Source organism: Nakamurella leprariae (assembly GCF_016918035.1).
Classification (GTDB): Bacteria; Actinomycetota; Actinomycetes; order Mycobacteriales; family Nakamurellaceae; genus Nakamurella; species Nakamurella leprariae.
Genome location: NZ_JAERWK010000001.1, coordinates 26,411 through 53,086 on the forward strand (window position 1 = coordinate 26,411; position 26,676 = coordinate 53,086).

General features: G+C 67.6%; 22 protein-coding genes and 3 pseudogenes. 20 read left to right on the plus strand and 5 right to left on the minus strand.

Annotated features, from left to right (window positions below):
- Window positions 1-220: 220 nt before the first annotated feature.
- Window positions 221-847: a TetR/AcrR family transcriptional regulator gene (locus JL106_RS00135; RefSeq protein ID WP_328840822.1), complete on the minus strand. Its 627-nt coding sequence runs from the start codon at window positions 845-847 to the stop codon at window positions 221-223.
- Window positions 848-917: 70 nt separating this feature from the next.
- Between JL106_RS00135 and JL106_RS00140 the strand changes: the two genes are divergently transcribed.
- Window positions 918-1,733 (plus strand): SDR family NAD(P)-dependent oxidoreductase, encoded by an 816-nt coding sequence (locus JL106_RS00140; protein ID WP_205258643.1) that lies wholly within the window; start codon window positions 918-920, stop codon window positions 1,731-1,733.
- A gap of 112 nt (window positions 1,734-1,845) precedes the next feature.
- Here the strand turns inward: JL106_RS00140 and JL106_RS00145 are convergent, their stop codons facing one another.
- Entirely contained in the window at window positions 1,846-2,910 is a 1,065-nt protein-coding gene (locus JL106_RS00145) for an NAD-dependent epimerase/dehydratase family protein (protein ID WP_407940059.1), read from the minus strand.
- A 161-nt stretch (window positions 2,911-3,071) separates the two neighbouring features.
- Here JL106_RS00145 and JL106_RS00150 point away from each other — a divergent pair, with 161 nt between their 5' ends.
- Window positions 3,072-3,962 (plus strand): helix-turn-helix domain-containing protein, encoded by an 891-nt coding sequence (locus JL106_RS00150; RefSeq protein ID WP_205258645.1) that lies wholly within the window; start codon window positions 3,072-3,074, stop codon window positions 3,960-3,962.
- A gap of 44 nt (window positions 3,963-4,006) precedes the next feature.
- On the opposite strand, the gene JL106_RS00155 is transcribed toward JL106_RS00150, so the two are convergent.
- Window positions 4,007-5,665, minus strand: coding sequence for an NAD-dependent malic enzyme (locus tag JL106_RS00155; protein WP_205258646.1), 1,659 nt, complete (start codon window positions 5,663-5,665; stop codon window positions 4,007-4,009).
- Window positions 5,666-5,950: 285 nt separating this feature from the next.
- Here JL106_RS00155 and JL106_RS00160 point away from each other — a divergent pair, with 285 nt between their 5' ends.
- The 3 genes and pseudogenes from JL106_RS00160 (at window position 5,951) to JL106_RS00170 (ending at window position 9,490) form a co-directional block, all read left to right on the plus strand.
- The gene (locus JL106_RS00160) at window positions 5,951-7,723 is read left to right on the plus strand and encodes an oleate hydratase (protein ID WP_205258647.1); all 1,773 of its coding nucleotides are present in this window, start codon (window positions 5,951-5,953) and stop codon (window positions 7,721-7,723) included.
- Window positions 7,724-7,936: 213 nt separating this feature from the next.
- Window positions 7,937-8,455 (plus strand): annotated as a pseudogene (locus JL106_RS00165) (lyase family protein); the annotation flags it as partial.
- Window positions 8,456-9,031: 576 nt separating this feature from the next.
- On the plus strand, window positions 9,032-9,490 hold the full coding sequence (locus tag JL106_RS00170; RefSeq protein ID WP_205258649.1) for a hypothetical protein: 459 nt from the start codon (window positions 9,032-9,034) through the stop codon (window positions 9,488-9,490).
- A gap of 176 nt (window positions 9,491-9,666) precedes the next feature.
- Here JL106_RS00170 and JL106_RS00175 read toward each other — a convergent pair whose 3' ends face one another.
- Both JL106_RS00175 and JL106_RS00180 read right to left on the minus strand, forming a co-directional pair.
- The gene (locus JL106_RS00175; protein ID WP_205258650.1) at window positions 9,667-10,164 is read right to left on the minus strand and encodes a hypothetical protein; all 498 of its coding nucleotides are present in this window, start codon (window positions 10,162-10,164) and stop codon (window positions 9,667-9,669) included.
- Between the two features lie 57 nt (window positions 10,165-10,221).
- Window positions 10,222-10,623 carry a hypothetical protein gene (locus JL106_RS00180; RefSeq protein WP_205258651.1) on the minus strand — a complete coding sequence of 134 codons (402 nt, stop codon included), beginning with the start codon at window positions 10,621-10,623 and terminating at the stop codon, window positions 10,222-10,224.
- A 1,126-nt stretch (window positions 10,624-11,749) separates the two neighbouring features.
- Between JL106_RS00180 and JL106_RS22310 the strand changes: the two are divergent.
- The 15 genes and pseudogenes from JL106_RS22310 to JL106_RS00255 all read left to right on the plus strand — a co-directional run.
- A pseudogene (locus JL106_RS22310) lies at window positions 11,750-12,006 on the plus strand (transposase); the annotation flags it as partial.
- 39 nt (window positions 12,007-12,045) lie between these two features.
- A pseudogene (locus JL106_RS00190) lies at window positions 12,046-12,168 on the plus strand (transposase); the annotation flags it as partial.
- Between the two features lie 662 nt (window positions 12,169-12,830).
- Window positions 12,831-14,075 carry a cytochrome P450 gene (locus tag JL106_RS00195; protein WP_205258652.1) on the plus strand — a complete coding sequence of 415 codons (1,245 nt, stop codon included), beginning with the start codon at window positions 12,831-12,833 and terminating at the stop codon, window positions 14,073-14,075.
- Window positions 14,076-14,114: 39 nt separating this feature from the next.
- A complete protein-coding gene (locus JL106_RS00200; protein WP_205258653.1) occupies window positions 14,115-15,353 on the plus strand; it encodes a cytochrome P450 in 1,239 nt (412 codons plus the stop codon).
- A 2-nt stretch (window positions 15,354-15,355) separates the two neighbouring features.
- The gene (locus JL106_RS00205; RefSeq protein WP_205258654.1) at window positions 15,356-15,586 is read left to right on the plus strand and encodes a ferredoxin; all 231 of its coding nucleotides are present in this window, start codon (window positions 15,356-15,358) and stop codon (window positions 15,584-15,586) included.
- A 208-nt stretch (window positions 15,587-15,794) separates the two neighbouring features.
- The gene (locus JL106_RS00210; protein WP_205258655.1) at window positions 15,795-17,630 is read left to right on the plus strand and encodes an acyclic terpene utilization AtuA family protein; all 1,836 of its coding nucleotides are present in this window, start codon (window positions 15,795-15,797) and stop codon (window positions 17,628-17,630) included.
- Window positions 17,627-18,388, plus strand: coding sequence for an enoyl-CoA hydratase/isomerase family protein (locus JL106_RS00215; RefSeq protein ID WP_205258656.1), 762 nt, complete (start codon window positions 17,627-17,629; stop codon window positions 18,386-18,388). Before JL106_RS00210 ends, JL106_RS00215 begins: the two co-directional genes overlap by 4 nt.
- 156 nt (window positions 18,389-18,544) lie before the next feature.
- Complete coding sequence (locus tag JL106_RS00220) at window positions 18,545-19,735, plus strand: ABC transporter substrate-binding protein (RefSeq protein ID WP_205258657.1); 1,191 nt, start codon at window positions 18,545-18,547, stop codon at window positions 19,733-19,735.
- Window positions 19,736-19,780: 45 nt separating this feature from the next.
- On the plus strand, window positions 19,781-20,653 hold the full coding sequence (locus JL106_RS00225) for a branched-chain amino acid ABC transporter permease (RefSeq protein WP_205258658.1): 873 nt from the start codon (window positions 19,781-19,783) through the stop codon (window positions 20,651-20,653).
- A complete protein-coding gene (locus JL106_RS00230) occupies window positions 20,653-21,714 on the plus strand; it encodes a branched-chain amino acid ABC transporter permease (protein ID WP_205258659.1) in 1,062 nt (353 codons plus the stop codon). Before JL106_RS00225 ends, JL106_RS00230 begins: the two co-directional genes overlap by 1 nt.
- Complete coding sequence (locus JL106_RS00235) at window positions 21,711-22,463, plus strand: ABC transporter ATP-binding protein (RefSeq protein ID WP_205258660.1); 753 nt, start codon at window positions 21,711-21,713, stop codon at window positions 22,461-22,463. The genes JL106_RS00230 and JL106_RS00235 overlap by 4 nt, the downstream gene beginning before the upstream one ends.
- Complete coding sequence (locus tag JL106_RS00240; RefSeq protein WP_205258661.1) at window positions 22,447-23,190, plus strand: ABC transporter ATP-binding protein; 744 nt, start codon at window positions 22,447-22,449, stop codon at window positions 23,188-23,190. The genes JL106_RS00235 and JL106_RS00240 overlap by 17 nt, the downstream gene beginning before the upstream one ends.
- Entirely contained in the window at window positions 23,180-23,935 is a 756-nt protein-coding gene (locus JL106_RS00245) for an SDR family NAD(P)-dependent oxidoreductase (protein ID WP_205258662.1), read from the plus strand. Before JL106_RS00240 ends, JL106_RS00245 begins: the two co-directional genes overlap by 11 nt.
- A gap of 6 nt (window positions 23,936-23,941) precedes the next feature.
- Complete coding sequence (locus tag JL106_RS00250; RefSeq protein WP_205258663.1) at window positions 23,942-25,846, plus strand: AMP-binding protein; 1,905 nt, start codon at window positions 23,942-23,944, stop codon at window positions 25,844-25,846.
- The gene (locus JL106_RS00255) at window positions 25,843-26,667 is read left to right on the plus strand and encodes an SDR family NAD(P)-dependent oxidoreductase (RefSeq protein ID WP_205258664.1); all 825 of its coding nucleotides are present in this window, start codon (window positions 25,843-25,845) and stop codon (window positions 26,665-26,667) included. Before JL106_RS00250 ends, JL106_RS00255 begins: the two co-directional genes overlap by 4 nt.
- Window positions 26,668-26,676 lie beyond the last annotated feature (9 nt).

The window sequence follows — 26,676 nt, forward strand, 5'->3', positions numbered from 1 at the left end:
CCGCCGAGCGGAGCGCTGAGTGCCAGCTGAGTGCCAGCTGAGTGTCGCTGAGCACTGACTCCACAGTGGGGACCGCATGGGCTGGCCGTCCTGGAGGAGTTCATGCACGACACCGGGGGAGCGAATGGCACGGACGCCAACGTGGCCGCCTTCCGTGTCACAGTGCGTCACGCGCCACCCGGGCAGGCCCGAGGGGACGCCCACGAACCTCGATGGACAGTCAGGTGCGCAGGATGTGACGTTCCAGGTCGGAGAAGTGTCGCTCCAGCGTTGCTGTGAGGGTGTTCGCGGAGTCGTCACCGCGCCACTCCTCAAGAGAGAGTCGTAGGACGCCAACGGCGATCATCGAGGCCATGCGTAGCTCGGCACGCCGTGCCGGGTCCGGCCACATCATGACCATGGCGTCCGCCATGTCACTTTCGAGCTGTACCTCGGTGGCGTCCTTGCGTGCGCGAAGGGAGGCAGAGGACCGCATCAGCGCGTCCATGGCCTTCGATTCCTCGGTCTCGTACCGAGCGGCCAAGTCGATGATGCAGGCCTTGCCGGCATCGAACGGTGCCTGCTCGGTCGATTGTCGGAGCATCGCTGATACCAGCCCCGAGGAGACCGCTCCTGCCCCGTGCCACGCCAACAGCACCTCGTCCTTGGTCTTGAAGTAGTAGAAGAACGTGCGGCGCGCGATACCGGCGGCTTCGGCGATCTCGTCGACGGTCGTTGCGTCGTAGCCGCGCTCAACGAAGAGTTCGAGTCCCGCCTTGGCGATGCGGGCGCGCGTTGCCGTCTTCTTGTCCTCGCGAGTGGCGCTCACCACGTCGCCGCCTCCCCGCACGTTCCAGTCGATCGGCACTGCCACCTGATCCTTGCACCCAGTGTATCGTTGGCAGAATTCGCACTGAGTGCAACTTGGGGAGTAGGGCATGGGCAGCAAGGTGTGGTTCATCACCGGTGCGTCGAGTGGGTTCGGTCGGCTGTGGGCCGAGGCGGCCCTCGAGCGCGGCGACAAGGTGGCGGCAACCGCACGCAGCGTCGACTCGCTGAGCGATCTGCAGGAGCGCTTCGGTGCCGCCGCGCTCGTCCGGACACTGGATGTGACGGACCGTGACGCCGTGTTCAGGGTTGTCGGTGAGGCGCACGCCCACTTCGGTCGACTCGATGTGGTGGTGAGCAACGCTGGTTACAGCTACACCGGAGCGGTCGAGGAACTGGACTTCAAGGAAGCGAAGGCGAACTTCGACACGAACGTGTTCGGCACCCTTTCCGTCATCCAGGCCGTTCTTCCCCTCCTCAGGGCACAAGGCGCGGGACGCATCCTGACCGTGTCGAGCATCGGTGGGATCGCCAGCTTCCCGACCGGCGGCGCCTACGTGGCAACGAAATCTGCCGTCGAGGCCATGAGCGAAGCGCTCGCCGGCGAGGTCGCCCACCACGGCATCAAGGTGACCATCCTCGAGCCAGGCAGCTACACCACCGGCTTCCGCTCCGCGACCAAGGTTGCGACAGCGATGCCGGAGTACGACGCCGTCCGAAGCGCGGTCCGTTCATCCTTCGACCCCTCCACGACAGGGGATGCCGTTGCCACCGCGCAAGCGATCATGACCGTGGTCGACGCCGAGGAACCTCCGCTGCGGCTCGTTCTCGGCAACTGGGTTCTTCCCCGGATCAAGGACGTCTATGCGAGCCGGATCCACACGTGGGACGAGTGGGCGGACCTGTCGAACGCCGCACAACGATAGCTGCGATCGAAACTTCCGGCGTTGACGGCACTCTCCAAGTCGTGCGTCGGATGTGGCACGGTGGAAGGCCTTCGTGAGGACTTGGTCGACGGGCCTCGCTGCCTCGTTCCGGTCACGTTCGCCTGTGACACTGTCCCCGCGCGCTGACTCGGCCGGCGAGTCCGCGGTCGATCATGCTGCGGCCGGCGGCGGTGATCGCTTCGCGGGCCGGCCTGGGGGTCAGGTCGAGGATGGTGCGGGCCTTGTCGTTGGAGACACGTTTGGTGTAGCCGAGGTCGGCGGCGACCGACTTGTACTCGTCGCGGAACAGGGCGGTCGCCTTGACGATGAAGTCGGGGATCGAGCGGGTCGGGACCTTCGATGCCTTCGTGCCGAGGTCGCTTCGGAGGATCGCGCCGATCTCCTTCATCGCGATCGCCGGTTCACCGGTGCCGATCAGGAATCGCTGGCCAGCCGCGCCGGGAGCGGTCATCGCCGCGACGTGGGCGGCTGCGACGTCGCGTACGTCGACGATCGGCACGAACATGTTGGGGTAGCCTGGCATGTCACCGTTGAGGCTGCTCTGGATGATGTGGTTGGCACCCGAGATGTCGCTGCCCATGACCGGACCCATCACCGCGACGGGCAGGATCGTCGTCAGTTCCATCTCGGAGCCGGGCTGTGCGATGAAGTCCCATGCGGCCTGCTCAGCGAGGATCTTGCTGCGCCCGTACACATCCACCCCAGGACCGTCGAGCGGGGACCAGTCGTCCTCGGTGAAGACATGATCGATGTGTCCGTGGCCGAACCCAACGGCGTGGAACGCGGAGGTGAGCACGAGGCGTCGCACCCCGGCGTTCCGGGCTGCGCGAAGAACTCGCAGGGCCCCATCGCGGGCGGGGGCGATGACCTCGTCCTCGTCCTTGACCTTGCCGGTGTGGATGGGTGAGGCGACATGGATGACGAAGTCCGTCGCGCGAACGGCTTCGGCCCAGCCGGCGTCGCTCACCAGGTCGGCCTCGACGAAGCTCAACGCCTCATCGTGAGTCAGACCGGCTTCGCGCAGCACGGCGCGAACGGCGTCTTCCTTGGCCAGCGAGCGCACGGTGGTGCGCACCGTGTGTCCCTGTCCCAGGAGTTGGACGATGACATGCCCGGCGATGAAGCCGGAGCCGCCGGTGACGAGAACGTGCGACATGAAGACCCTCTCAGAGGTGAGCAACTTCGTCAGGAAGTCTGCGAGCAGCGTGCGCTGTGGTGACGAGCGTCGCCCGTCGGTCAGCACCCATCCAGAGCCCTGCTGACACTGGTACCGGCAGGGGCACCAGGAAGCCCCCAACGGCTCTTAGAGTCATCGGCATGACCGACGAGCCGAACACGCTCGGTGCGTACCTCCGAGCCAGGCGCGAGCTCGTCACCCCCGATCGGGTGGGAATTCCCGTCCTGGGCACCAGACGCGTGCCCGGCCTTCGCCGTGAAGAGGTCGCGATGCTCGCCGGCATCAGCGCTGAGTACTACCTGCGCCTCGAACAAGGACGCGATCGCCGGCCGTCGGTCCAGGTCCTCGAGGCCATCGGTCGCGTCCTGCAACTCGACGACGACACCTACCTCCTCAGCCTCGCAGCCGAGCAGCCCCGCCCGAGGCGCTCACAGGGCCGCCGCGAGATGCTTCCGCACACCACGGTCAGGCTCATCGAGCAGCTGCCGTTCCCCGCGTTCGCGGAGGGCAAGTACCTCGACGTCCTCGCCGCGAACCCTCTCGCTGCCGCCATCTCGCCACGGCTCGTGCCAGGGGCGAATCGGCTGCGAGACGTGTTCCTCGACGAGGCCGAACAGGACCTCTTCGAAGATTGGGAGCGCGCCGCTGCGGCCCTGCTCGCCGGGTTCCGTCGGGCGGTCGGACGGCGCACTGAAGAAGCCCGCGTGATCCAGCTTGTGGGCGAGTTGTCTCTGGCCAGCCCCCAGTTCCGCAAGCTCTGGGCCCGACACGACGTCGCCGAACGGACTGGCGCCGCGGTCGCTCTGAACCATCCGGTCGTGGGCCTGCTTCGCCTCGACCGCGAGAAGCTCGCCGTCAGCGGTACCGACGGCATCATGGTGGTCATCTATCACGCCCAACCCGGCACCGAGACGGCCGAGCGGCTCGCACTTCTCGGGTCCATCACCGCCTCCGGCGCAATCGAGCAGCCTGCCGAGGATCGGCAGCACGACCGTCAACAGGAAGGACGCGGACCATCTGGCAGCGCCTGATTGAGACAGGGCAGCGCCTGATTGAGACGCGAACCTCGACAGGCTCAGGTCGGGTCGATGTCCGACGGGTAGACCGGCTGCCACATGGCGTCCTGGACGGCTTGGACGAGGTCATCGTGGGCATGGGTGGCGACGCCGTCGGCGGCGGCGGCCCGGGCGACAGCGAGCGCGACCGTGGCCGACGAGGCGCGCAGGTTCTCCACGTCGGGCAGCAGCGAAGCTCCGAGAGGGGTCGGGTCGACCTGACCAGCCACCGCTTCGGCGGCCGCGAGCAGCATCCCGTCGGTGACGTGGGTGGCGCCGGAGACGATGGTGCCCAAGCCCAGACCCGGGTACAGCAGTGCGTTGTTCGCCTGTCCAATGACGTGATCGACGCCGTCGTAGGGGACCGGAGGAACCGGGATGCCGGTGGCCACCAGAGCCCGGCCCTTCGACTGCGGGACGATGTCGACCGGCATGGCCTCGATCCGCTCGGTCGGGTTCGACAGTGGCAGGATGATCGGTCGATCCACCCCGGCACACATGGCGTCGATCACCGCCGGGGTGAAGGCGTTGTGGTCGGTCGAGGTGCCGATGAGGATCGTCGGCTTCACCTGCCGGATCGTGGTGACCAGGTCGAGTCTGCCGTCGGTGGTGCGTGTCCAGTCGGCGACCTCGGCGGCCGGCCTGGCGTAGGCCTGCTGGTAGTCGGGCAGGCCTGACATGTCGTCGGTGACCAACCCGTGGCGGTCGATGAGCCACACCCGGGAGCGGGCCTGCTCGGTGGTCAGACCGGAACGCACCATCGCCGCTGAGATCTGGTCAGCCATGCCGGTGCCGGCCGTGCCCGCTCCGTAGACCAGCAGGCGCTGCTCGGCGAAGGTCTGCTTCGTGACCTTCAGGCCGGAGATCACGCAGGACATGACGATCGCGCCGGTGCCCTGCATGTCGTCGTTGAAGATGCGGAACTTCTCCCGGTACTGCTCCAGGATCCGGCGAGCGTTGCCCGGACCGAAGTCCTCGAAGTGAAGCAGGGCGTTCGGGAAGAGTTCGGCGGCGGTGGTCAGGTAGGCGTCGATGAGCTGGTCGTACCGCTCGCCGGTGATCCGGGCATGCCGGTTGCCCAGGTAGGTCGGATCGTTGAGCAGCAGTTCGTTGTCCGTTCCGACATCCAGGTTCACCGCGATGACGCGCTTGGGGTCGATCCCCGCTGCGGCGGTGTACACGGCGAGCTTGCCGATCGAGATGTCCGTGCCGTTCACCCCCCAGTCGCCGATGCCCAGGATCTCCTGTGCGTCGGACACCACCAGCAGGTCGACGTCGTCAGGACTCAGGTCGAGCGACTCGAACGACGCGCGGATGTCCTGCGGCCGATCGATGGACAGGTACACCGCACGGGAGCGGCGGTAGTCCGTGCTCCACTTCTTGATCGCCTCGCCCACGGTGGGGTCGTAGACGACCGGCAACAGCTCGGAGAGGTGATCGCCGATCACCTTGTAGTAAAGAGTCTCGTTGCGGTCGTGCAGCGAGTCCAGGAAGACGTACTTCTCCAGATCGGTGTCGTAGCGCCGCAGCTGCGCGTAGCTGCGGGCGGCTTGCTCCTCGAGGGTCTCCACGGCAGCGGGGAGACGACCGGTCAGGCCGAGTCGAGCCCGCTGCTCCAGGGTGAAGGCAGTGCCGCGGTTGCGCAGCGGGTCGGTCAACGCCGTAGGACGCGCACTCATCAGATGTCTCCTCCGTCTCACCGGATGCCGCTGTCAGCCTGTATTACTCAGAGTGCTGGCGTCAATACTCACTGTTATGGTGACTGGCGGATGGTCGAAGTTCTCCCGCTTGCGCAGACCGAACGGCACTGTGCCGGGGGAGGGGGGGCGACGCACGGCTCGATGCGCTGAGACGCCTGGCAGTGACAGCAACACCCTCGGTGGGATACGCGGGCGGCTCCGGTGTGGCCCGCCCGTCCGAGCGTCGGTCCGACACCGAGCCAGCACAAGCCGAAGGAGTTCCGCGTGTATCACAGCAACGGCAACTACGAAGCGTTCGCACGGCCGCAGAAGCCGGCCGGGGTGGACGGCAAGTCGGCGTACATCGTGGGCTCGGGCCTCGCGGGCCTCGCAGCGGCTGCCTTCCTCGTCCGGGACGCGCAGATGCCGGGAGAGCGGATCCACTTCTTCGAGGAGCTGGACGTGGCCGGCGGAAGCATGGACGGCATCTTCGACCGTCACAAGGGTTTCGTCATCCGGGGCGGCCGCGAGATGGAAGCGCACTTCGAGACGCTGTGGGACCTGTTCCGTTCGATCCCTTCCTTGCAGACCGAGGGGATCTCGGTGCTCGACGAGTTCTACTGGCTCAACAAGCAGGACCCGAGCCTGTCCAAGACCCGCCTGATCCACCGGCGCGGGCAGCGGATCCCGACGGACGGACAGTTGCTGCTGAGCCGCAAGGCCATCCAGGAGGTGCTGCACCTCTGCTTGACCCGGGAACAGGACCTGCAGGACACCCGGATCGACGAGGTCTTCACCCAGGAGTTCTTCGACTCGAACTTCTGGACCTACTGGGCGACGATGTTCGCCTTCGAACCGTGGGCCAGCGCGATGGAGATGCGTCGGTACCTGATGCGGTTCGTCCACCACATCAGCACCCTGTCCGACATGAGCGCGCTGAAGTTCACGCAGTACAACCAGTACGAGTCGTTGATCCTGCCGCTGACCCGGTACCTGCAGAGCCACGGGGTCACCATCCAGTACCGGACCCAGGTGACTGACGTGGTCGTGCAACAGATCGACGGCACAGCAGTCGCCACTGGGCTGGTCCTGCAGGTCGACGGCCAGGAACAGACGCTCGAGCTCACGCAGGACGATCTGGTGTTCGTCACGAACGGGTCGATCACCGAGAGCACGTCGTTCGGCGACAACGACACGCCCGCCCCGATCTGCCGGGACCTGGGAAGCAGCTGGAAGTTGTGGAAGCGGCTGGCCGCGCAGCACCCCGCCTTCGGTCGTCCAGAAAAGTTCTGCGACAACATTCCCGAGGCCAACTGGGTCATCTCGGCCACCGTGACACTCACCGACGATCGCGTCCTGCCCTACCTCGAGCGAATCACGAAGGTGGATCCGCACAGCGGCTCGCTGGTCACCAGCGGGCCGGTGAACGTCACCGATTCGAACTGGCTGTACGGCTTCAGCATCAGCCGGCAACCGCACTTCGCCGCGCAGCCGGACCAGGACGTCATCGTGTGGTTGTACGGCCTGTTCTCCGACCGCCCGGGCAACCACATCACCAAGCCGATCACCGAGTGCACCGGTTCGGAGCTGTGCCAGGAGTGGCTCTACCACCTCGGGGTGCCCGAGGAGGAGATCCTGGACATCGCGACGAACTCGGCGCGCACCATCCCATGCTCGATGCCCTACATCACCTCGTACTTCATGCCACGAGCGCTGGGTGACCGGCCGAAGGTCGTCCCAGACGGCTCGAAGAACCTCGCCTTCTTGGGCAACTTCGCCGAAACAGAGCGGGACACCGTCTTCACCACCGAGTACTCAGTGCGCACCGCGATGGAGGCCGTCTACACACTGCTGGAGGTCGACCGTGGCGTCCCCGAGGTCTTCGCCTCCTCCTTCGACGTGCGGATGCTCTTGCGCACCGTGTACTACCTCAACGACCGCAAGGACCTCAACGAGATCGAGCTGCCATGGCTCTCCTCGTTGGCCGAGAAGTGGGGCCTCAAGCACCTCAAGGGCACCTACATCGAGGAACTCCTGCACGAGGCGAACCTGACCTGAACCGGCGGGTCGGAAATCTCCGCGACTCCGTCCGTCGGCCACCAGTGGACCGTGGGCGCCGCTCCTCAGACCGCTCCGCACTTCGTCACTCGATCGAGTGATCGTTGCGGAGGGTGGCGACTCGCATTCGGCCAGGAGTGGTCCGGCTACGCCCGCCCAGATCCGCTCCTGCATCCAGGAGATCGAGCACAGTCGCGGCGGGCTGCTCGAGCTGACCGCCGGTGGCACCGCCGTCGGCACGGCTTCGCGGAACTGCTGCTGCCGCAGAACGAGCCGGGCAGCTCGATCATGCCGGGCAAGGTGAACCCGACCCAGTGCGAGGCCATGGTCATGATCAGCATCCAGGTGCTGGGTGACGACGCCGCCATCGCGTTCTCCGGCTCCCAGGGCAACTTCGAGCTCAACGCCATGCGCCCGGTGATCATCAACAACTTCCTGCACTCGGCGCGGATCCTGGGCGACGGTATCGAGAAGTTCGTGAAGTACTCCGTCTCCGGGACCGAGCTGAACCGACCCAAGATCGAGAGCTACGTGGGCGAGAGCCTGATGCTGGTCACCGCGCTCAGCCCGGTCATCGGCTACCAGAACGCCGCCCACATCGCCGAGAACGCCCTGGCCAACGACCAGACGCTCAAGCAGGCAGCACTGGCCTCCGGCCACCTCACCGAGCAACAGTTCGACTCCATCGTGGTCCCGGCCGCCCTCGTCGGGCACGGCGTGCAGGGCGCGTGACCGACCTCGAGCGCCCCGCGCTCTTCGAAACCCCGTCACACACTGCGGCCGTCACCAGGTTGCGATCAGCACACACGTCGTTTCCGGACAACGGGGCCAGACTGGATGTGTGGCGGTGTGCGAGCCGACCGCCATCGCAGACAGACCAGCCTCACCTCGCCAGATCGGCCCGGCCTGGTCGAGGTGCAGAGGCTTGTGATGACCGAGGACTCTGGTGTTCGTGGAGCCATCATCGGATGAGCCGGAGGGTCGGCCGCCGGCGGCGGCGGAGTTGGACGTCGAACGGGAGCTGGTACAGCCCGCCCGTGGTCGCGGGGTCGCTGTGACCGGGCCGGACGGGTGTGACAGCCAGCGGGGGGCGCCGAGCATCTGGCCACCGTCCTGACCGTCACGCAATTGATCATCGTCCGGTGGCGTCGGACCGGTCGTGCGGATCGGGGTGGCGACGAGGCCGCCGGCGGACCGGAGGTCACCACGTGGCGACCCCACCACTTCTGACGCCGAGCCCACCACTTCTGATCTCGAGCCCGCATCGCAGTCGACCGACGGGGGAGCGGCCGCCGACCCAGTGGTGACGTGTCGGCTCCCGGCTTCCGCGGGCTGCCCTTCCTCGCGCCGCTGTACGGCTCAGGCCCGTACGACTACACCAACGGCATGGTCGCGATGGTCAACGACACCGTGACCCGCGAGTCCCTGCTCGAGGTGTTGCCGCGCGAGCTCGAGCCGCTCGGCGAACCGACGGTGTCGATGACCTTTCCTCACTCCGTCCAAGTGCATCGGCATGGGCCCGCACAGCTTCTCCAGGCCGGTCCTGGCCGACGTGTGGATGACCTTCGCCCGGCGCGGGAACACCAACACCATCCGCGCCAAGGTGAGCGCGGCGGCCGGACCGTCATCGCCGCCGAGGCCCGGGTCAGCGTGGAGCCGTTCGACAACACCGGCGGGATCGCGTCACTGGACACCACCGGCACCGACGTGGCGACCTCCATCACGTCGATGTCCGAATTCACCCGGGTCAACTGGCAGGCAGGGTGAGGACGCCGTCTCGTTCCCGACCCCGGTTGAGGACGCTCCGGTCTCCCGTTCGGAGCCGGTGCGCTCCCTCGGCACCATCGCCGGCCCATCGGCCGGTCCCGCCCAGTCGAGACCGCCGTCCGACCCACTGCCTGATCGCCGACCGATCCCAGCCGGGCCGGTCGGCTCCGACCGGACTAATCGTCCTTGGTCCATACCCACACTCGCGTGAGGTTGGGTCGGTTGCTGTTGTAATAGACGGTGTGGTTCCCCGAGGTGTAGGTGCTCAGATCGTAGGAATCTTCGCTCTCGTCGCAGAATTCGAGATTGTTGACCCGGGAACCGGTGTCGACGCTGATCCTCCAGTCGTACTTCCAGGACATCGGATTGAACACAGATCTTTGAACTCGTTCCATTCCAACACGCAGTTCGACCTGGGTTCCGCGGGGCATCTTTCCGGACACCTGCAGGCTCTGCCCGGGCGCCAACGGCGGCGTGAATTCGTGAATGTATGGATCGACGTTGTACGGGAGAATCCTGTCAGGGCAACTCGGCCGTTCCTGAGCATGTACCGCGACCGTTGTGCCGCTCAGGTGCATGACCGCGACCAACACCGCCAACATTGATCTTGCCAGGTTCATCGACTTCCCGCCCGACTCTGACAACTCCCGGACCGACCGACCATCCTGTGCCACGGCCTTCCCTCCCGGCGGTCTCATCTCCGGAGCATCACTTCGACGGAGAGCGTGTAGTCAGGTCGTAGATTCATCGCACAGTTCCAAGAGCGCTCCTGCGGCGACATCCGCCGCCGCGGCCTGATCGGCAAGCGCCTGTGATGATCCCGCTTCCGTCAGGGTGTTCGCCACACGATCGAGTGCTTCCTTCACGGGCGAATATGCATCGCCCACCGAATCGTTGGTCAGTTGGTCGCCGGTGGCCTCAGCTTGTATCCCCAGCTCACGCCCATAATCGGCGGCGTCGGCGTCCCCGCTGGCCAACAAGACATGACCTGCCTCCATCAGCCCGGCGATCTGTACCATCCCCGTGCCCGCCAGATCACATGCTTCGTCAACCGACTGCTCTGCAGTGCGGCCCGAACAGGAAACGCACAGGACGACCACACAGACCGACGCGATCCGCAATCGAAGCTTCATCGTCCCCGTCCAACAGTCATAGCCGCGAATCGTCACCCACCCCAGACGAACACGACCGGAGTGCCGTTGCCGCGTCATTCCCGGAAAGAAGGAAGGCCAGCGCAGGCCTCGTGCACCTGCTGGCAGTTCCATTCAGCCCGTTCCTCCCCTGGGGGCATCGTAACCTGATGATTGCTGTGCGCGGAACAGCAAGAGCATTGCGCCTCTGGCGATGATGACACGTGGATCAGTCGGCACGAGGGACCAGTTGTGACAATTGCACGAACGGGCGTACTCGCGGCCGGGAGCGAGCACGCTGAGCGACCGATCAACCGCGAAGGATCCAGACATCCTCACATCGAGGGGTCGAACCGCTCCGGCCCGCCCTCGGGCCTCCGAGTCGCGTCCATCAAGGTGGTGTGCGACGGCCCTGGTGACCAGCGGGGCCGGCGACGAAAAGGTCGGCCGTCGCGTGATCATGTCGAGAGCCCTCACGGTCCTCCCGGAGTGGTTCCACCGGCCAGGTCTGCCTCGAGTTCGGACAGACGCCGCAGGTTGTCCTGCCAGGAGGTCCGTCGGCCCGGCCGGTGAGCCGTTGCACGCGACCGAGCCGGTGTTCGTGACCTCACAGGAGCCTGTGCGAGAGGCCTCATCGCTGTTCGGCATCACTGTTTCGTCCGACTCGCCGGAGCGGGTGCGTGCCGAACTGTCCGGTGCGAGCGCAAGGAACGGCATGACCAGCATGGCTCCGGGAACCGACTTGTCACCGGTGGCGTCGACACCCATCTCGTGACCCACCAAGCCGCCGTCATCGACGAGGTCGGACGCGAGCTGGGTGACGCTGGGTTTCCTCTCCGCCTGCGGGCCAGCGGCCGTTGCTGGCGTGGCTGGGCGGGTTCGGTTGGCTGCGTCAGGTGGGCGCGGAGGGCACCGGCGCCTCCGGTGCCGGCCTGGCCAGGTGGGTGCGCAGCCGGGAGGTGTGCGTGATCGAGGTCGACCTGCCGGACCGCAGGGCGCGGCGTGCCCGGGGGTGAGTCCGACCCCATTGACGCCTTCGGGGCCGCGCGGTCGGTGGTGAGCGGGGTCGCTGCCGGCGCCGATGTCCCGGACGGCCGGGTGGAAGCCATCCGGCCGCTGCGGGTGGCCAGCTCGCAGTCGGCTGACCAGCGTGGTCGCCACCTGCTCCCTGCTGGGGGTGTCCACCCGCTGGATGGAGGAGCTGGTCGAGAGATTCGGGATCACCCGGCTGCCCAAGTTGCAGGTCTCCGAGATGGCCACGGACCTCGACGGGTAGGTGAGGCCTTCCGGCACCGCCTGCTGGATGCCGGCCCGTGCACGTTCGTCGCTACCAACGCCCTGGTGCTCACGGTCCGCGAGGGCGGCCGCGTCGTGAACGTGCACGCCCGTGGGCGACCAGAGGGAATGGCGACAGATCTGGTCCACAACCCCAGGGAGCGGCTCGATCGCGAGACCCGCCGCCGCACCGACGTCGTCAGCATCTTCCCCGACCGGAACGCTGTGATCCGCCTGATCGGCGCAGTCCTGGCCGAACGACACGACGAGTGGACCTCCAGGCCCGCTCCGTCGGCGTGGAGGTCCCGGCCCGCTGCCGCCTGTCGGCGACACCACCGACATCGGCCAGGAGGTGGTCACCCACACCACCATCCCGGCGCCACACCCGGACCGAAGATCGCGCGGCGACCGCCACACACCACGTCAGCGGGCTTGACCGGGTCACGATGCCGGCAGGGCCCGGCTGGAAGCCGCGCGTCGGCCGACGTGGCCACTCGAACTCGACGTGCGGAGCGGTCGGACGCGCGGCAAGCTGTCCGCGAACACCGGCAGCGTGAGTCAGTCGTCCGACCATCATCCGCGATGAGGGAGGGGCGTTGTCTGGCCCGCGACCGTCACTGCCGGTTCTCCGAGCGTCGGGATGTCCGCCGGGCCGGGAACCCTCCGTCCGGCTCGAGTCGTTCCCGATCGGCAGGTCCGTCGGCGTGAATGGTTGCCTACCAGAACGAACGATCGTCCACATTCGACATGCTGTCGAAACTTCGACCCGCCGACCGTGTCGGCCCATCGAGCCCAAACAGGGCCAGTTCGCGGGTCAAGTCTTCGAGCCGCGGGGATTGACGAGCTCGCGACCACTCCCTAAAGTGAACGATCGATCGCTCATCTAAGCCGCCACACCGGCGCTCGGAAGCGCCCGCCGACTCAACGGAGAGCTCATGGCAACTCGGTTCGAAGCTCCGCCCTACGCCGGACTCCAGCGGTTCGACGACTACGCCGACGTCGACGAGATCCTGCGTTCCCCCGGCTTCCGCCAGGGTTCCCACGGCGAGAGTCTGGTGTTCTTCGGTGACTCGCTGCTGCTCACGGATGGCGAGGCTCACCTGCGTCGCCGAGGTCTCATCTCGGCGCTCTTCTCGCGCGCTGCCTTGCAGGTCTATGAGAGCGACGCGTTGCTGCCCGTGATCTCGCAGCTGATGCAGGACCTCGTCCCGTCCCGGGACGCCGACGGGATCGTCCGCCTGGACTTCGTGCCGTTGGCGCGGGCGATGCTGACCCGGATCACCGCGCTGGTGGTCGGTGTGGACGGTGTCGACACCCCGGAGCGGACGGCCGTCTTCCAGGACTACGTGGCCAGGCTCGGGGTGGCCGCGTCGGTGGAGTGGTCATTGCGGGACCACGACGAGGTCGTGGCCGAGGGTGTGGACGCCAAGGGCAGGATCATCGACGAGTTCCTGCGGCCGTCGATGCAGCGACGCCAGGTGCTCGTCGACGCGGTCCAGCGCGGGGAGGGCGAGCGGTCCGATCTGCCGACCGACCTGCTCACCCTGCTGGCCCTGCACGCCGACCAGTGGTCGGACCTGGACGGCGACTACCTCTGGCGAGAGGCCATTCTCGCTCTGGTGGCGGCGTCTCAGACGACCACTCACGCGCTGCCCCACGTCCTGATGCACCTTGAGGAATGGTTCCAGGACCATCCGGAGGACCGGGCCCGTGTCACCGAGTCTGCTTTCGTCCGGCGAGCGGTCGCCGAGAGTCTGCGGCTGCACCAGCCCGCGCCGGCGCTGACCCGGATCGCCACCCAGGACGTCGTACTCAGGTCGGGACGCACCATCGCCGCCGGCGAGCAGGTGGCGTTGTTCTTCACGTCGGCCAACCGGGACGAGCAGAAGTTCGGGGTCGACGCCGAGCGATTCGACCTGAGCCGGGAGATCCCCAAGGGGACCCAGCCGTGGGGACTGAACTTCGGCAGTGGCATCCACATGTGCCTGGGTCGCCCGCTGGTCACCGGTCAGGTCAACAACGCTGACGAGTCGATGAGCACCGAGGGCACCATGGTGAAGATCGTCAAGGCGATCTACGCCGCCGGTTTCAGCTTCGACCCGGACCGTCCGCCCCGCCGACAGACGCACTCCGTCCACGACACGTACGAGTCCATGCCGATCATCCTGCGGAGTCTGTGACCGCCGCCAGCCGACGACCGCCGTCCTGAGGAGACGACCTTGCTCCGGTTCGAAGCTCCGCCCTATGCCGACCAGACCCGTATCGAGGACTACGACGAGGTCATGGAGGTGCTGCGTTCCCCGCACTTCATCCAGAACTCCCACAAGGAGAGCGCTCCCGTCTACGGTGACGTTCTGCTGCTGACTGACGGTGCTGAGCACATGGAACGCCGCGCGATGATCTCGACGCTGTTCTCGCGAGGCGCCCTGCAGTTCCTGGAGTCCGAGGCGCTGATGCCGCCGATCGAACGACTCATGAACGATCTCAAGGCGTTCCAGGACGACGACGGCATCGTCCGGACGGACCTCGTGCCGCTGGTCCGGGCGATGCTGACCCGGATCACCGCCCTGGTCACCGGGGTTGACGGCGTCGACACCGAGGAGAAGACCGAGCGGTTCCGCGCGCAGGTGGCGATCCTGGCCGAGGCCTCGGCGGTGGAGTGGTCCAACCGCCCCCACGAGGTGGTCCTGGCCGATGGGATCCGCACGCTCGACGAGTGCGTCGCCGAGTTCCTGCGTCCGGCTCTGGAGCGGCGGCGGGCACTGGCCGCCGCGATCCGGTCCGGTGAGCGTCAGGTCGCCGACGGCCCGACGGACCTGTTGATGCTGCTCGCGCTGCACGAGGACGAGAAGGGCTTCGGGGAGGACTACATCTGGCGGGAGTGCGTGCTCGCCCTGGTAGCGGCGAGCGCCACCACCACCCAGGCGTTGCCGCACGCCTTCGTGCACCTGGAGGAGTGGCTGGTCGCGCACCCGGAGGACCGGGCGCGGCTGGGGGACGCGGAGTTCCTCCGGCGCATCGCCACCGAGTCGCTGCGCTTGCACCTGCCCGCGCCTGCGCTGTCCCGCAAGGCCGTGCAGGAGGTGACCCTCAAGAGCGGCCGGGTGATCGCCTCCGGTGAGGAGGTCTGCTTGTTCTTCACCCACTCGAACCTGGACACCAAGAAGTTCGGTGACGACGCGGACGTGTTCGACATCAACCGGGAACTGCCGCGAGGCACCCAGCCCTGGGGGCTGAACTTCGGCAACGGTGTGCACATGTGCATCGGTCGGCCGCTGGTCACGGGCTTGGCCAACAAGGTGGATCCCGAGCAGGCGACTGACGGCACCATGGTCAAGATCTTGCGCGCCCTGTACGAGCGGGGGATCGAGCTCGACCCCGACCGTGCGCCGCAGCGCAACCGCAACTCGGTCGAGGACGCCTACTCCTCGGTCCCCGTCCTGTTCCGGAAGGTCTGATCATGGCCACCTATCGCGCCGCCGACATCGACGTCGACACGACCATGTGCCAGGGTCTGGGCTACTGCGAACGCGTCGCTGGCGGCATCTTCCACGTCGACGAGGACTCAGGTCTCGCCGTCGCGCCGGCCTCGGTCGACGGTCAGGAAGCCACCGACGCGGCGATCGCCGCCGAGGAACTCTGCCCCACCAGGGCGATCTCGCTGAGGCTCCACCAGACCACCACCGACTGACGACCGTCCGCAGGCGTGCGCTCCCTCCCCCGGGGAGACGCGACCGACGAGAGTCACTGCTCTTGCGATGATGTCGCGTGCCCAAGAACATCCACCGGCCCTGATGCCCGACCCGGGCACAGTGCTCTGTCCCAACCGTGAATTTCCCGACCGCCCCACCGTTGACGACGGGTTGCAGGCCGGATCGATGATCCAGACGAGGAGTCAAGTGACTGGCACTCCGTTACGCATCGGCGCGTTCGGCGGCTACTACGGCGATCGGCGCGGTGCGCTCAGTACGTTCGAGCGGGAGTCCACCGACTTCCTGATCGCCGACTACCTGGCCGAACTCACCATGCTGGTGCTCGGCAAGAACATGGCCCGCGGGAAACCCGGCTACGCAACCGGTTTCGTCGAGGAGCTGCAGAAGAACCTGCAGTGGATCCACGCCAACGGCGTTCGCGTCGTCACCAATGCCGGTGGTCTGGACCCTGTCGGCTGTGCCGACGCGATCCGGGTCCTGTGCGCGAATGCCGGTGTCGAGATGAAGGTGGCTGCAGTCTACGGCGACAACATCAAGAACGAGCTCTCCCGGTTGGCGGACTCCGGTGAACGACTGGTGAACCTCGACACGGGCGAAGGATTGCCGGTTGCCATCGACCAGGTGATCACGGCCAATGCCTATCTCGGCGCCGGCGGTATCGTCGCCGCCTTGCGCGGCGGCGCTCAGATCGTGGTGACCGGTCGCGTCACCGATGCGGCGCTGGTGCTCGGCCCGGCCATGGCCCACTTCGAGTGGTCGACGGACGACTACGACGCCTTGGCCGGCGCAGTTGCAGTGGGCCATGCGATCGAGTGTGGCGCCCAGGTGACCGGAGGCAACTACTGCTTCTTCGACCGGGAAGGCAAGCTCGGCGTACCGGGCATGCCGATCGCCGAGATCTCCGCAGACGGTTCTTCGGTCATCACCAAGGTGGCGGAGACCGGCGGCGTGGTCAACCGCGACACCGTGACCGCTCAGATGGTCTACGAGGTGACCTCCAGCGAGTACCACAATCCGGATGTTGTCGTCGACCTGACCTCGGTCCAGCTCGACGATCTCGGCAATGATCGCGTCAGGATGTTCGGTGTCCGCGGTCTGCCGCCGACTCCGTGGACGAAGTTGTCGTTGTCCTACCATGGCGGCTATCGCAACCAGATGACGCTCGGGCTGACGGGTCCGAACGAAGGCGAGAAGATCGCGTGGATCACCGATCAGCTCAGGGTCCAGCTCGGTGAGGTCTCGGAGTTCGACGAGTTCGACATCTCGGTGATCGGTGGTGAGCGGTTCGATCCGGACAGCTACGGCCGTGCCACGTCCTGGCTGGTGGTCGCGGCCCGTGACTCGAACAGTGAGCGCGTGGGCCGTGAGCAGTTCTCCGACAGGATCGTCGAGCTGGGAATCTCGAGCGTCCCCGGGCTGTACTTCACCTCACCACCGACCGGGCCTCGTCAGGTGGGGATCCAATGGCCGTGCCTCATCAGCAAGGAGTCGGTGGACATCACCGTCGATCTCGGTGACGGGGAGCAGGTTTCGGTCCCGTGGGCGGCATGGACCCTCGACGCCGCTGCACAGCCCGCCCGCGACACGAGCTCTCGCGTCCCTTCCCCCGCGCGCACGAAGCCCGAGGAACCCTCTCGACCGATCCAGCTCGGGAACCTGCTGGGTGCTCGCAGCGGCGACAAGGCGGGCATCGCCAACCTCGGCGTCTGGGCGCAGGACGATGAGACCTACCGATGGCTCGCGGACTGGCTGACCACGGAGCGTTTGGCGGCACTGCTGCCCGAGGTGGGTCAGCACAGGGTCGCGCGTCACGAATTCCCGAATCTGCGTGCGCTGAACTTCGTCGTCTACGACTTCCTGGGACGCGGAGTGTCAGCCACTCTCCGGTTCGACGCGCAGGCCAAGGGTCTCGGCGAGTACTTCCGGGCCCGGGTGGCGCACGTACCGTCAGTGATCGCCGATCGTAGCCATGGACGGATCGAGGCGGGCGACTCTTCGCGTGAGCAGGTGGAAGTGTCGTGACTGCCCTGCTGGTCGAGCGTCGCGGAGCTGTCCTCGAACTGACGATCAACCGGCCGGAGAGCCGGAACGCGCTCAATGGCGAGGTCAGGACCGGCTTGTTCGACGCCTTCAGAGAAGCGGAGTCGGACGACGACTGTCGGGTCGTCATCGTGACTGGTGCGGGTGACCGGGCGTTCTCAGCGGGTGCAGATCTCAAGGAGATGGCTGAGCTGAACCTCACGGTCCCGCCGCGGGACTTCACGCCACGGCTCGGACGGAATGTGCACCTGAGCAAGCCGGTGATCGCAGCAGTGAACGGTGCGGCCTACGCCGGCGGCTTCCTGCTCGCCCAGATGGCTGACCTGTGCGTCGCGTCGACCAATGCCAGCTTCTGCATCGCGGAGGCGAAAGTGGGTCGCGGTGCGCCGTGGTCGGTCCGGCTGGCGTCGATGCTGCCCAGGCGGGTGTACGTCGAGCTGCTCACTCTGGCCGAGCCGATCTCGGCGCAACGGGCGTACGACCTTGGCTTGGTCAACCGCCTGGCCGAGCCGGGCTGCGCCCTCGAGGTCGCGCGAGAGATGGCGTCGGTGATCTGTGCCAACGCGCCGCTCACCGTCAAGGGACACCTCCAGGTCGTCAAGCTCGCGTACGAGATGGGGGAGGCCGCGGCCGAAGACGCTGCGGACGCCATCTTCGAGCCGATCTATCACAGTCATGACGCGCAAGAAGGGCCCAGGGCCTTCCGTGAGCGCCGTGCACCGAACTGGCTGGGTCGCTGATCCACGAGGTGCCGATGACTCCGTCAGTACGGCCGCTCCTCACCCCCGAGGGCGCGTCAGCGCTCTCGTTCCGCTGCTCACCATGAACCACTGCAGTTGCCCGCTCGCGAGGAATTCGTGAGCTGTCGTCGCCGACACCCCACTCAAAGGAGAGTTATGTCGACACGGTCACTTCGCATCACGCTGTGCGCCGCACTGGTGGCCACCACCCTCGCCGCCTGTGGCGGCGGGACCGCCGACGGTGGCGGTGACCAGGGCTCCGGAGGCGGCACCATCAAGTTGGGTGCCTTCTCGCCGCTCTCCGGTCCGGCCGTCTCCTCCTCGTCGGGCGTCAAGGCCACTGAGGCGGCGATCAGGAAACTGAACGACGCCGGCGGGATCAACGGTCACAAACTCGAGTTCATCGTCAAGGATGACCAGTACGATCCGGCCAAGACTCCGGGCGTCACCCGCGAGCTGGTCGAGTCGGACAACGTCGCGATGATGTGTGGCCCACAGGGTTCCGTGCCGTTCGGCGCGGTCAAGGACTACCTGGCGGCGCGGAAGGTTCCGTCGATCGTCAACGCCGGCGCGCCGACACTCGCCGGTGAGTACTCCTACCTGGTGAGTTCGCCGTTCGACGGACTCGGTGGGCTGCTGGCCGACTACGCGATGGACGAGCTGGGCACCAAGAACATCGCGATCGCCTACAGCGAGGACATCCTGGGCACCTCAGCCCTGGAGGGAGCGAAGAAGGCGCTCTCCGAGGTCGGTGCGCAGCCGGCCGGTGAAGTCAAGTTCGATGTCTCGGCGACCGACTTCAGCGCTCAGGCCATCCAGCTCAAGGGCACGAATGCGGACTTCGTGATCATGCCGGGTGCCCAGGCCAACGTCGCGGGCCAGCTGATCAACGCGGCCGAGAAGATCGGTTACCAGCCGAAGTGGGGTCTGTCCTACGCCTCGCAGAACCAGACGCTGCTGGACCTCACCGGCGGCGCCCTGGACGGGCGGGCGTTCTTCGCCACCCCGTACATCAGTCCCGAGTCTGCGGTGGGCCAGGACTACGTCGCAACGCTGAACAAGTACTTCCCCGAGGTCGAGACCTCCTCGGGCGCAACGATCGCCGGATACACGATCGGCGAGGTGTGCTTGACCGTGCTGCAGGCCGCGGTGGACGAGGCGGGCGGCGATGTCCCCAGCTCCGAGGACATCCAGAAGGTCATGAACAACATGTCGATCGACAACGACTACATCAAGGGCATCAACTGGACCACGGATGGGCACGAAGGCGCCCGCTCCGCCCAGATCCTCGCCCTGGTGGACGGCAAGTTCGAGACCGACCAGGACTACAGCCCGCTGCCCGAGTGACCGATCACCGGCACAGGATCTGAAACGAGGAAGGAGGGGACGATCGTGGACCTGCTCCAGGCGAGCATCGTCTTGGGTGTCGTCGTCGGAATCGTCTACGCGCTCTCGGGCGCGGGACTCGTGGTCATCTTCCGGACGTCCGGATACATCAGTTTCGCCCAGGGGGACATCGCTGCGGTCGGCCTCTTCGTCGGCCTGGCCGCGTACAAGGCGGGCGGGGGATACGGTCTCACTGCCGTCACCGTCATCCTGGTGAGCACTGTGCTCGGCGGGCTCGTCGGTGGGTTGATCACCATCCCCCTGGAACGTCACGGGCACTTGCCGGCGGCACTGTCGACCATCGGTGTCGGGCTCATCATCGGTGGGATCCTCAACGTCACCGTTGGCGGCGATCCGCGGGCGTTCCCGGAGGTGAGCTCGGCGGCCGCGTTCGACTTCGCGGGCGTCCGCCTCGGCTGGTCCGACATCGTCGGGATGCTGGCCAGTGCCGCCATCTTCATCGGACTGGGATTCTTCTTCCGGCGGTCCCGGATCGGGATCGCGATGCGGGCGGTCAACGACAACCGGTTCGCCGGACAGATCCTCGGCGTGCCGGACAAGCGGCTCAAGCTGGTGGGCTGGATCGTGGCCGGGTCGCTGTCCGGGGTGCTCGGCCTGTTCGTGGCGCCGATCCTGTCGCTGTCCCCGGTCAGCGTGAACACGCTGCTGGTGTTCGGCTTCTGCGCCATCGTCATCGGCGGGTTCGACAGCATCTTCGGGGCTCTGGTGGCGGGCGTCAGCATCGGTGTGCTGTCCAACCTGACCAGCGCCTACGTCGATCCGAACCTGGTGCCCACCGTGCTGTGGGCGGCGATGCTGCTCGTTCTGCTGATCCGACCGAACGGCCTGTTCGGTCGCCGTCGCCTGGTGAGGGTGTGATGACGCTCCAGAAGGATGTGGAGACGCAGGAGTCGGCCCGGCGCCCGCGTCGCCGGCTCAGTGCGCGAGCCGCAGCGTCGACCGGCCGCGGCCGGGTGCCGGCCCGCCTGCTCACGTTGGCGGTGGTGGCCGTCGCCGTCCTGGCGTTCGGGTTCGCGTCGGCGCCGTCAGTGCGGTACGCGGTGATCCTCAGTGTCATCTACGCGATCGCCATCCTGGGCAACAATGCCGTCCTGGGTCTGCTGGGCGAGATGAACCTCAGCGGCGGCGTCACGATGGCCCTGGGTGCCTACGGGTTCTGCTGGTTCTCGGCCCAGGGGATGAACCCGGCGCTGGCGGCGGTGACGGCGGTGCTGCTGACCGCGCTGGTCTCGGCGGTCATCGCCATCCCGACCACCCGGCTGCGGGGCATCTTCACCGCGCTGGCCACCTTCGCGCTGGCCTACGCGATCCCGACCCTGGCGATCTACCTCAAGGACATCACCGGGGGCGACGAGGGTACGTCCGCTCCGTACGACTTCGCGCCGTTCGGGCTCGAGCTGTCCGGGTCGACCTGGGACATGTTGACTACGGTGGTCGTGATCTTCGTCTTGCTCGGCGCGCTCTCGCTCTACCTGTTCAACGCTCGTCCGGGCACGACCGCACTGGTGGTGGGCGAGGCGGAGCTCGCCGGAACCACGACCGGCATCAGCCACCGGACCGTGAAGGTGGTCGTGTGGACCTGGGCCGGAACGCTGGGGGGCATCGCCGGAGTGCTGTACGCCTTGGCCGTGGGATTCATCGGACCCACAGGGTTCAGCTTCATGCTGGGGGTGTGGATCCTGGTGGGGGGTGTCATCGCCGGGCCGCGCAGTGTCTGGGGTGCCCTGTTGGGCGGTCTGTTCGTCGGACTGCTCCCGGTCGAGCTGCAGTCCGTCGTGCCACCGGCGGCCACGGGCATCATCTTCGGCGCCATCCTGCTGATCGCGCTGCTGGCCGGGGGCCGGGGTCTGGCCGAATGGATCGAGCGGGCCGCGCCCAAGATGACCGAGTTGATCAGACGTCGGAGGGCTGCATCGTGACCACCGGACTCGAGGTCCGTGACCTCACCATGACCTTCTCGGGCGTCGACGCCTTGGCGCAGGTCAGCTTCTCGATCGGTGAAGGGGTCTGGCTCGGCCTCATCGGCCCGAACGGCTCCGGCAAGAGCACGATGCTCAACGTCTTGTCCGGCCTGTACCGACCCCGCGCGGGATCGGTCGTGATGAACGGCCACGATCTGCAGGCAGTCCGGGCCCGGCACCGCATCCGGCAGGGACTCAGCCGCACGTTCCAGCACCCGCAGCTGGCCGCCAGCCTGACGATCCTGGAGAACGTCATGGTCGGCGCAGCGCACCGCCCCACAGCGGAGGCGCCGTCGCCGCCGGCAAGCGATTCCGGCGCAGAGTGGTTGCGGCGCCTCGGATGTGACGAGTACGCCGAGCACCTGCCCTCGGAGGCGCCCTACGGGGTGCAGAAGTTGGCTGAGGTGGCCAGGGCCCTGATGTCGGCGCCGTCGCTGCTCCTGCTCGACGAGCCTGCGGCCGGGCTGAGCGCCCGGGAACGGGTCGACCTGGTGGCCGCGCTCAAGGAGATCCGACGGCACCGGCCCACCCTCACCCTGTGCCTGGTGGAGCACGACGTCGGACTGGTGGCCTCGCTGTGCAGCGAGCTCGCCGTCCTCAGTGCTGGACGTCTCATCGCCAACGGGCCGACCCAGACCGTCCTCGCCGACGAGGCGGTCAAGGTGGCCTACCTCGGGACAAGGAGCACCCATGACGCCACCCCGTGACGCGGCGCTGGACCTGACGTCCGTCGCCACCGGGTACCTCTCCGACGTCGCCGTCCTCGAGGACATCGACCTGCACGTCGAACCCGGCCAGGCCGTCGGGGTCATCGGTCGCAACGGCGCCGGCAAGAGTTGCCTGGCGCTGACCATCGCCGGGCAGCTCCGGCCCCAAGCCGGCCGGGTGACCTTCGGCGGTGCGGACATCGCCCCGCTGTCGTCCCGCGCGCGGGCCGGCCTGGGCATCGCGCTGGTGCCCGAAGGTCGTCAGGTCTTCGGGCAGCTCACCGTGCGGGAGAACCTGGTCGTCGCCGCGTACGGCGTCGGCCAGCGGCTCACCCCGGCCGCTTTCGACGCGGTCACCGAGCACTTCCCGGTGCTGCGGACCAAGGAGGCCGACCTCGCCGCCAGCCTCAGCGGCGGCGAACAGCAGATGCTGGCGATCGCCCGCGCCCTGGTGCAGTCACCGCGGATCATCGTGTGCGATGAACCGTCGCTGGGCCTGGCTCCCGTGGCGATCGACGTGCTGGCCCGGGTGTTGGGCTCCATCCGGGACAGTGGCGTCGGTCTGCTGCTCATGGAGCAGAACCGCGGACTGCTGGAGGACGTGTGCTCATCGGTCAAGCTGCTGGACGGCGGCGGTATCAAGCTCACCGTCGAGCCCCGGGACCTGTCCCGCCCCGAAGTGATGGCCGCCTACCTCGGACATGCCGGGAGTGCTCATGCCCTCTGAACCCGTGTCCCCACAGGGGCAGGCCGTCGTGGTCACCGGTGGTGGTCGCGGCATCGGGGCTGCGACCGCGGCGGCGCTGGTCACCGCCGGCTACCACGTCGTCTCGCTCGACCTGACCCGGGCCGACCGGCCGGTCCCGGGCGTGACGACCGTCATCGGCGACGTCACGTCCACCGACGACCTGCGTCGCGCGGTCCGCACGGCCCAGCAGTCCGGTGCCCGTCTGGCTGGGATGGTGGCCAACGCCGGGATGAACCGGCCTGGCCCGATCGCCACGCTCTCGGACGACGACTGGGATGCGGTGCTCGCCGTCGACCTCACCGCGGTGATGCGCAGCGCCCGGGTCGCGTACGAGCACCGCGACGGCCCCCTCAGCGTGGTCGCCGTGTCGTCGTACTCGGGCAGCATGGCACTGGCCAACCGCACCGCGTACGGGGCAGCCAAAGGCGGAGTCAACTCCCTGGTGCGGCACCTGGCCGTCGAGTGGGCCGCGGACGGCGTGCGCGTCAACGCCGTGGCGCCCGGGTTCATCGACACGGAACTGGCCCAGCGGGCCCGTGCGCTGGGTCTGCAGTCCGAGGCCACCGTGCGGGCCCGGGTCCCGATGGACCGCTACGGCCGGCCTGACGAGGTCGCCGACGCCGTCTGCTATCTCGTCGGCGATCGCGCCAGCTACATCACCGGGACCGTGCTGGCCGTTGACGGCGGGGCCAGCATCCTCGGCCTACCGCTCGAGGGGAGGTGAGCAGACATGCCCACCGACACCGCGGATGACCCGTACTTGCGGGCGCGCCTCCGGGTCACCGAGGACCCGGAGGGCTACTGGCTCGACGCCGCGCGCGCCGTGGACTGGATCCAGCCACCGACCGTCGCCCTGGACGCCTCACAGGCGCCGTTGCACCGGTGGTTCCCCGACGGCACGCTGAACACCTGCTTCAACGCGGTCGACCGTCACGTCCGCGACGGCCACGGCGACCGGCCGGCGATCATCCACGAGAGCCCGGTCACCGAGACCTCGACCACCATGACCTACTCGGACCTGCTGCGGGCCGTGTCGGTCTGTGCCGGTGCGATGCGTCGGCTCGGCGTGGCCCGGGGTGACACCGTCCTCATCTACATGCCGATGGTGCCCGAGGCGGTCGTGGCCATGTTGGCCTGCGCCCGCATCGGCGCGGTCCACTCGGTGGTCTTCGGTGGCTTCGCGGCGAACGAGCTCGCGGCCCGGATCGACGATGCCGCGCCGACGCTGGTGCTGTCGGCGTCCTGTGGTGTCGAACCGACCCGGATCGTGCCGTACAAGCCGCTGCTCGACGCCGCCGTCGCGATGAGTACCGCCGTCCCACCTCGGTGTGTGGTGCTGCAGCGGCCGATGCAGACCGCGGCGCTGGACCCGGCCCGGGACCTGGACTGGCACGACTTCCTGGCCCTGGGTGCGGACCAGCCGGCCGAGTGCGTCGAGCTGGCCGCGACCGACCCGCTGTACGTCCTGTACACCTCCGGGACCACCGCGAAGCCCAAGGGCATCGTGCGGGACAACGGCGGTCACGCGGTGGCCATGACCTGGGCGCTGCCGAACATCTTCGACGTCGGGCCGGGCGAGGTGATGTGGGCGGCCTCGGACATCGGCTGGGTGGTGGGCCACTCGTTCATCGTCTACGCGCCGTTGCTGACCGGCGCCACCACGGTGCTCTACGAGGGCAAGCCCGTCGGTACTCCGGACGCCGCGCAGTTCTGGCGCGTCGTCGAGCGGCACGCCGTGAAGGCACTGTTCACCGCCCCCACCGCGATCAGGGCGATCCGCAAGGAGGACCCCGACGGCAGCGGGGCGGCCGTCGCCCGACTGGACAGTCTGCAGACGTTGTTCCTGGCGGGCGAGCGACTCGACCCCGCGACCTACGAGTGGGCGGGGCAGGTGCTGGGCGTCCCGGTCGTGGACAACTGGTGGCAGACCGAGACCGGGTGGCCGATCGCCGCGAACCTGCGTGGACTGGCGCCGATGCCGATCAAGCCGGGATCACCGACGGTGCCCGTCCCGGGGTTCGACGTCCGGATCCTGGACACCGACGGGCGGGAGGTCGGTCCCGGGCAGGAGGGTGCCATCTGCCTCAAGCTCCCGCTCCCACCGGGTTGCCTGCTCACCGTGTGGGGCGACGAGCACCGGTTCCGCTCGTCCTACCTGAGCGCCTTCGAGGGGTACTACGCCACGGGCGACGGAGGGTTCGTGGACGAAGACGGCTACCTGCAGGTCATGGGTCGGACCGACGACGTGATCAACGTTGCCGGCCACCGACTCTCGACCGGAGCGATCGAAGCGGTGTTGACCGGGCATCCTGCTGTCGTCGAAGCCGCGGTGGTCGGCGTGCACGACGAGCTCAAGGGGCAGCTGCCGCACGGATTCATCACGATCCGTTCGGAGCCGGCCGTCGACCGTGAACAACTGCGGACGGAGCTGGTCGCGCTGGTGCGCGACCGCATCGGGCCGGTCGCGTCCTTCCGGACCACCACCGTGCATCAGGCGTTGCCCAAGACCCGATCGGGGAAGATCCTGCGGAAGGTGCTGCGGGACCTGCATGACGGGGCGGCGGTCGACGTCCCGCCCACCATCGAGGACCCGGCGGTGCTCGAGCGGATCCGTCAGGAGCTGCACACGCGATGACTGTCGCCATCGATCACCAGCCGGTGCAGGCGACGCGGTTCCGCGGGCGACGGGCCCTGGTCACCGGGGCCGGGAGTGGGTTGGGCGCGGCGATCTCCGAGCGGCTGGCCGCGGAGGGCGCGCAGGTCCTGGTCGTCGATCGCGACTGCGCGGCCGGCGCGCACACCCGCGAGCGCATCGTCGGGACCGGCGGCAACGCCGTCGCGCTGACCTGCGACGTGTCCGACCCGACCGCGGTCGCCGACCTCCGCGACCGGGTGCTCCGCGATGGCGGCCCCATCGACGTCCTGGTCAACAACGCCGGAATCCTGCGCGACGCACCGTTGCTCGAGCTGACCGACCAAGCCTGGGATGCGGTGGTGCAGGTCAACCTGACCGCGATGTTCTACCTGTCCCGCGCGTTCGTGCCCGGCATGATCGAGCTCGGCGGTGGCTCCATCGTCAACATCGCCAGTCGGTCCGCTCTGGGCAGCGCTGGTCAGGCCAACTACGCTGCGGCCAAGGCAGGCGTCATGGGCCTCACCGCCACGTTGGCGATCGAACTCGGCCCGCAACGCATCCGGGTCAATGCGGTCGGTCCCGGATTCTTCGCCACGCCCATGACCGACACCATCGCGTCCGGCAACGGGCGCGATCCTGACGAGCAACACCGCGCGGTCGCTGCCAGGACGCCGCTCCGCCGGGTCGGCCGACCGTCCGAACTGGCGGCCGTGGTGGCGTTCCTGGCCAGCTCGGACGCCTCCTACGTCTCCGGTCAGACGATCTTCGTCAACGGCGGCGCATTGACCTCGAGCCCCATCCGCAGTTCCGACGAGGACTGATCATGTCCA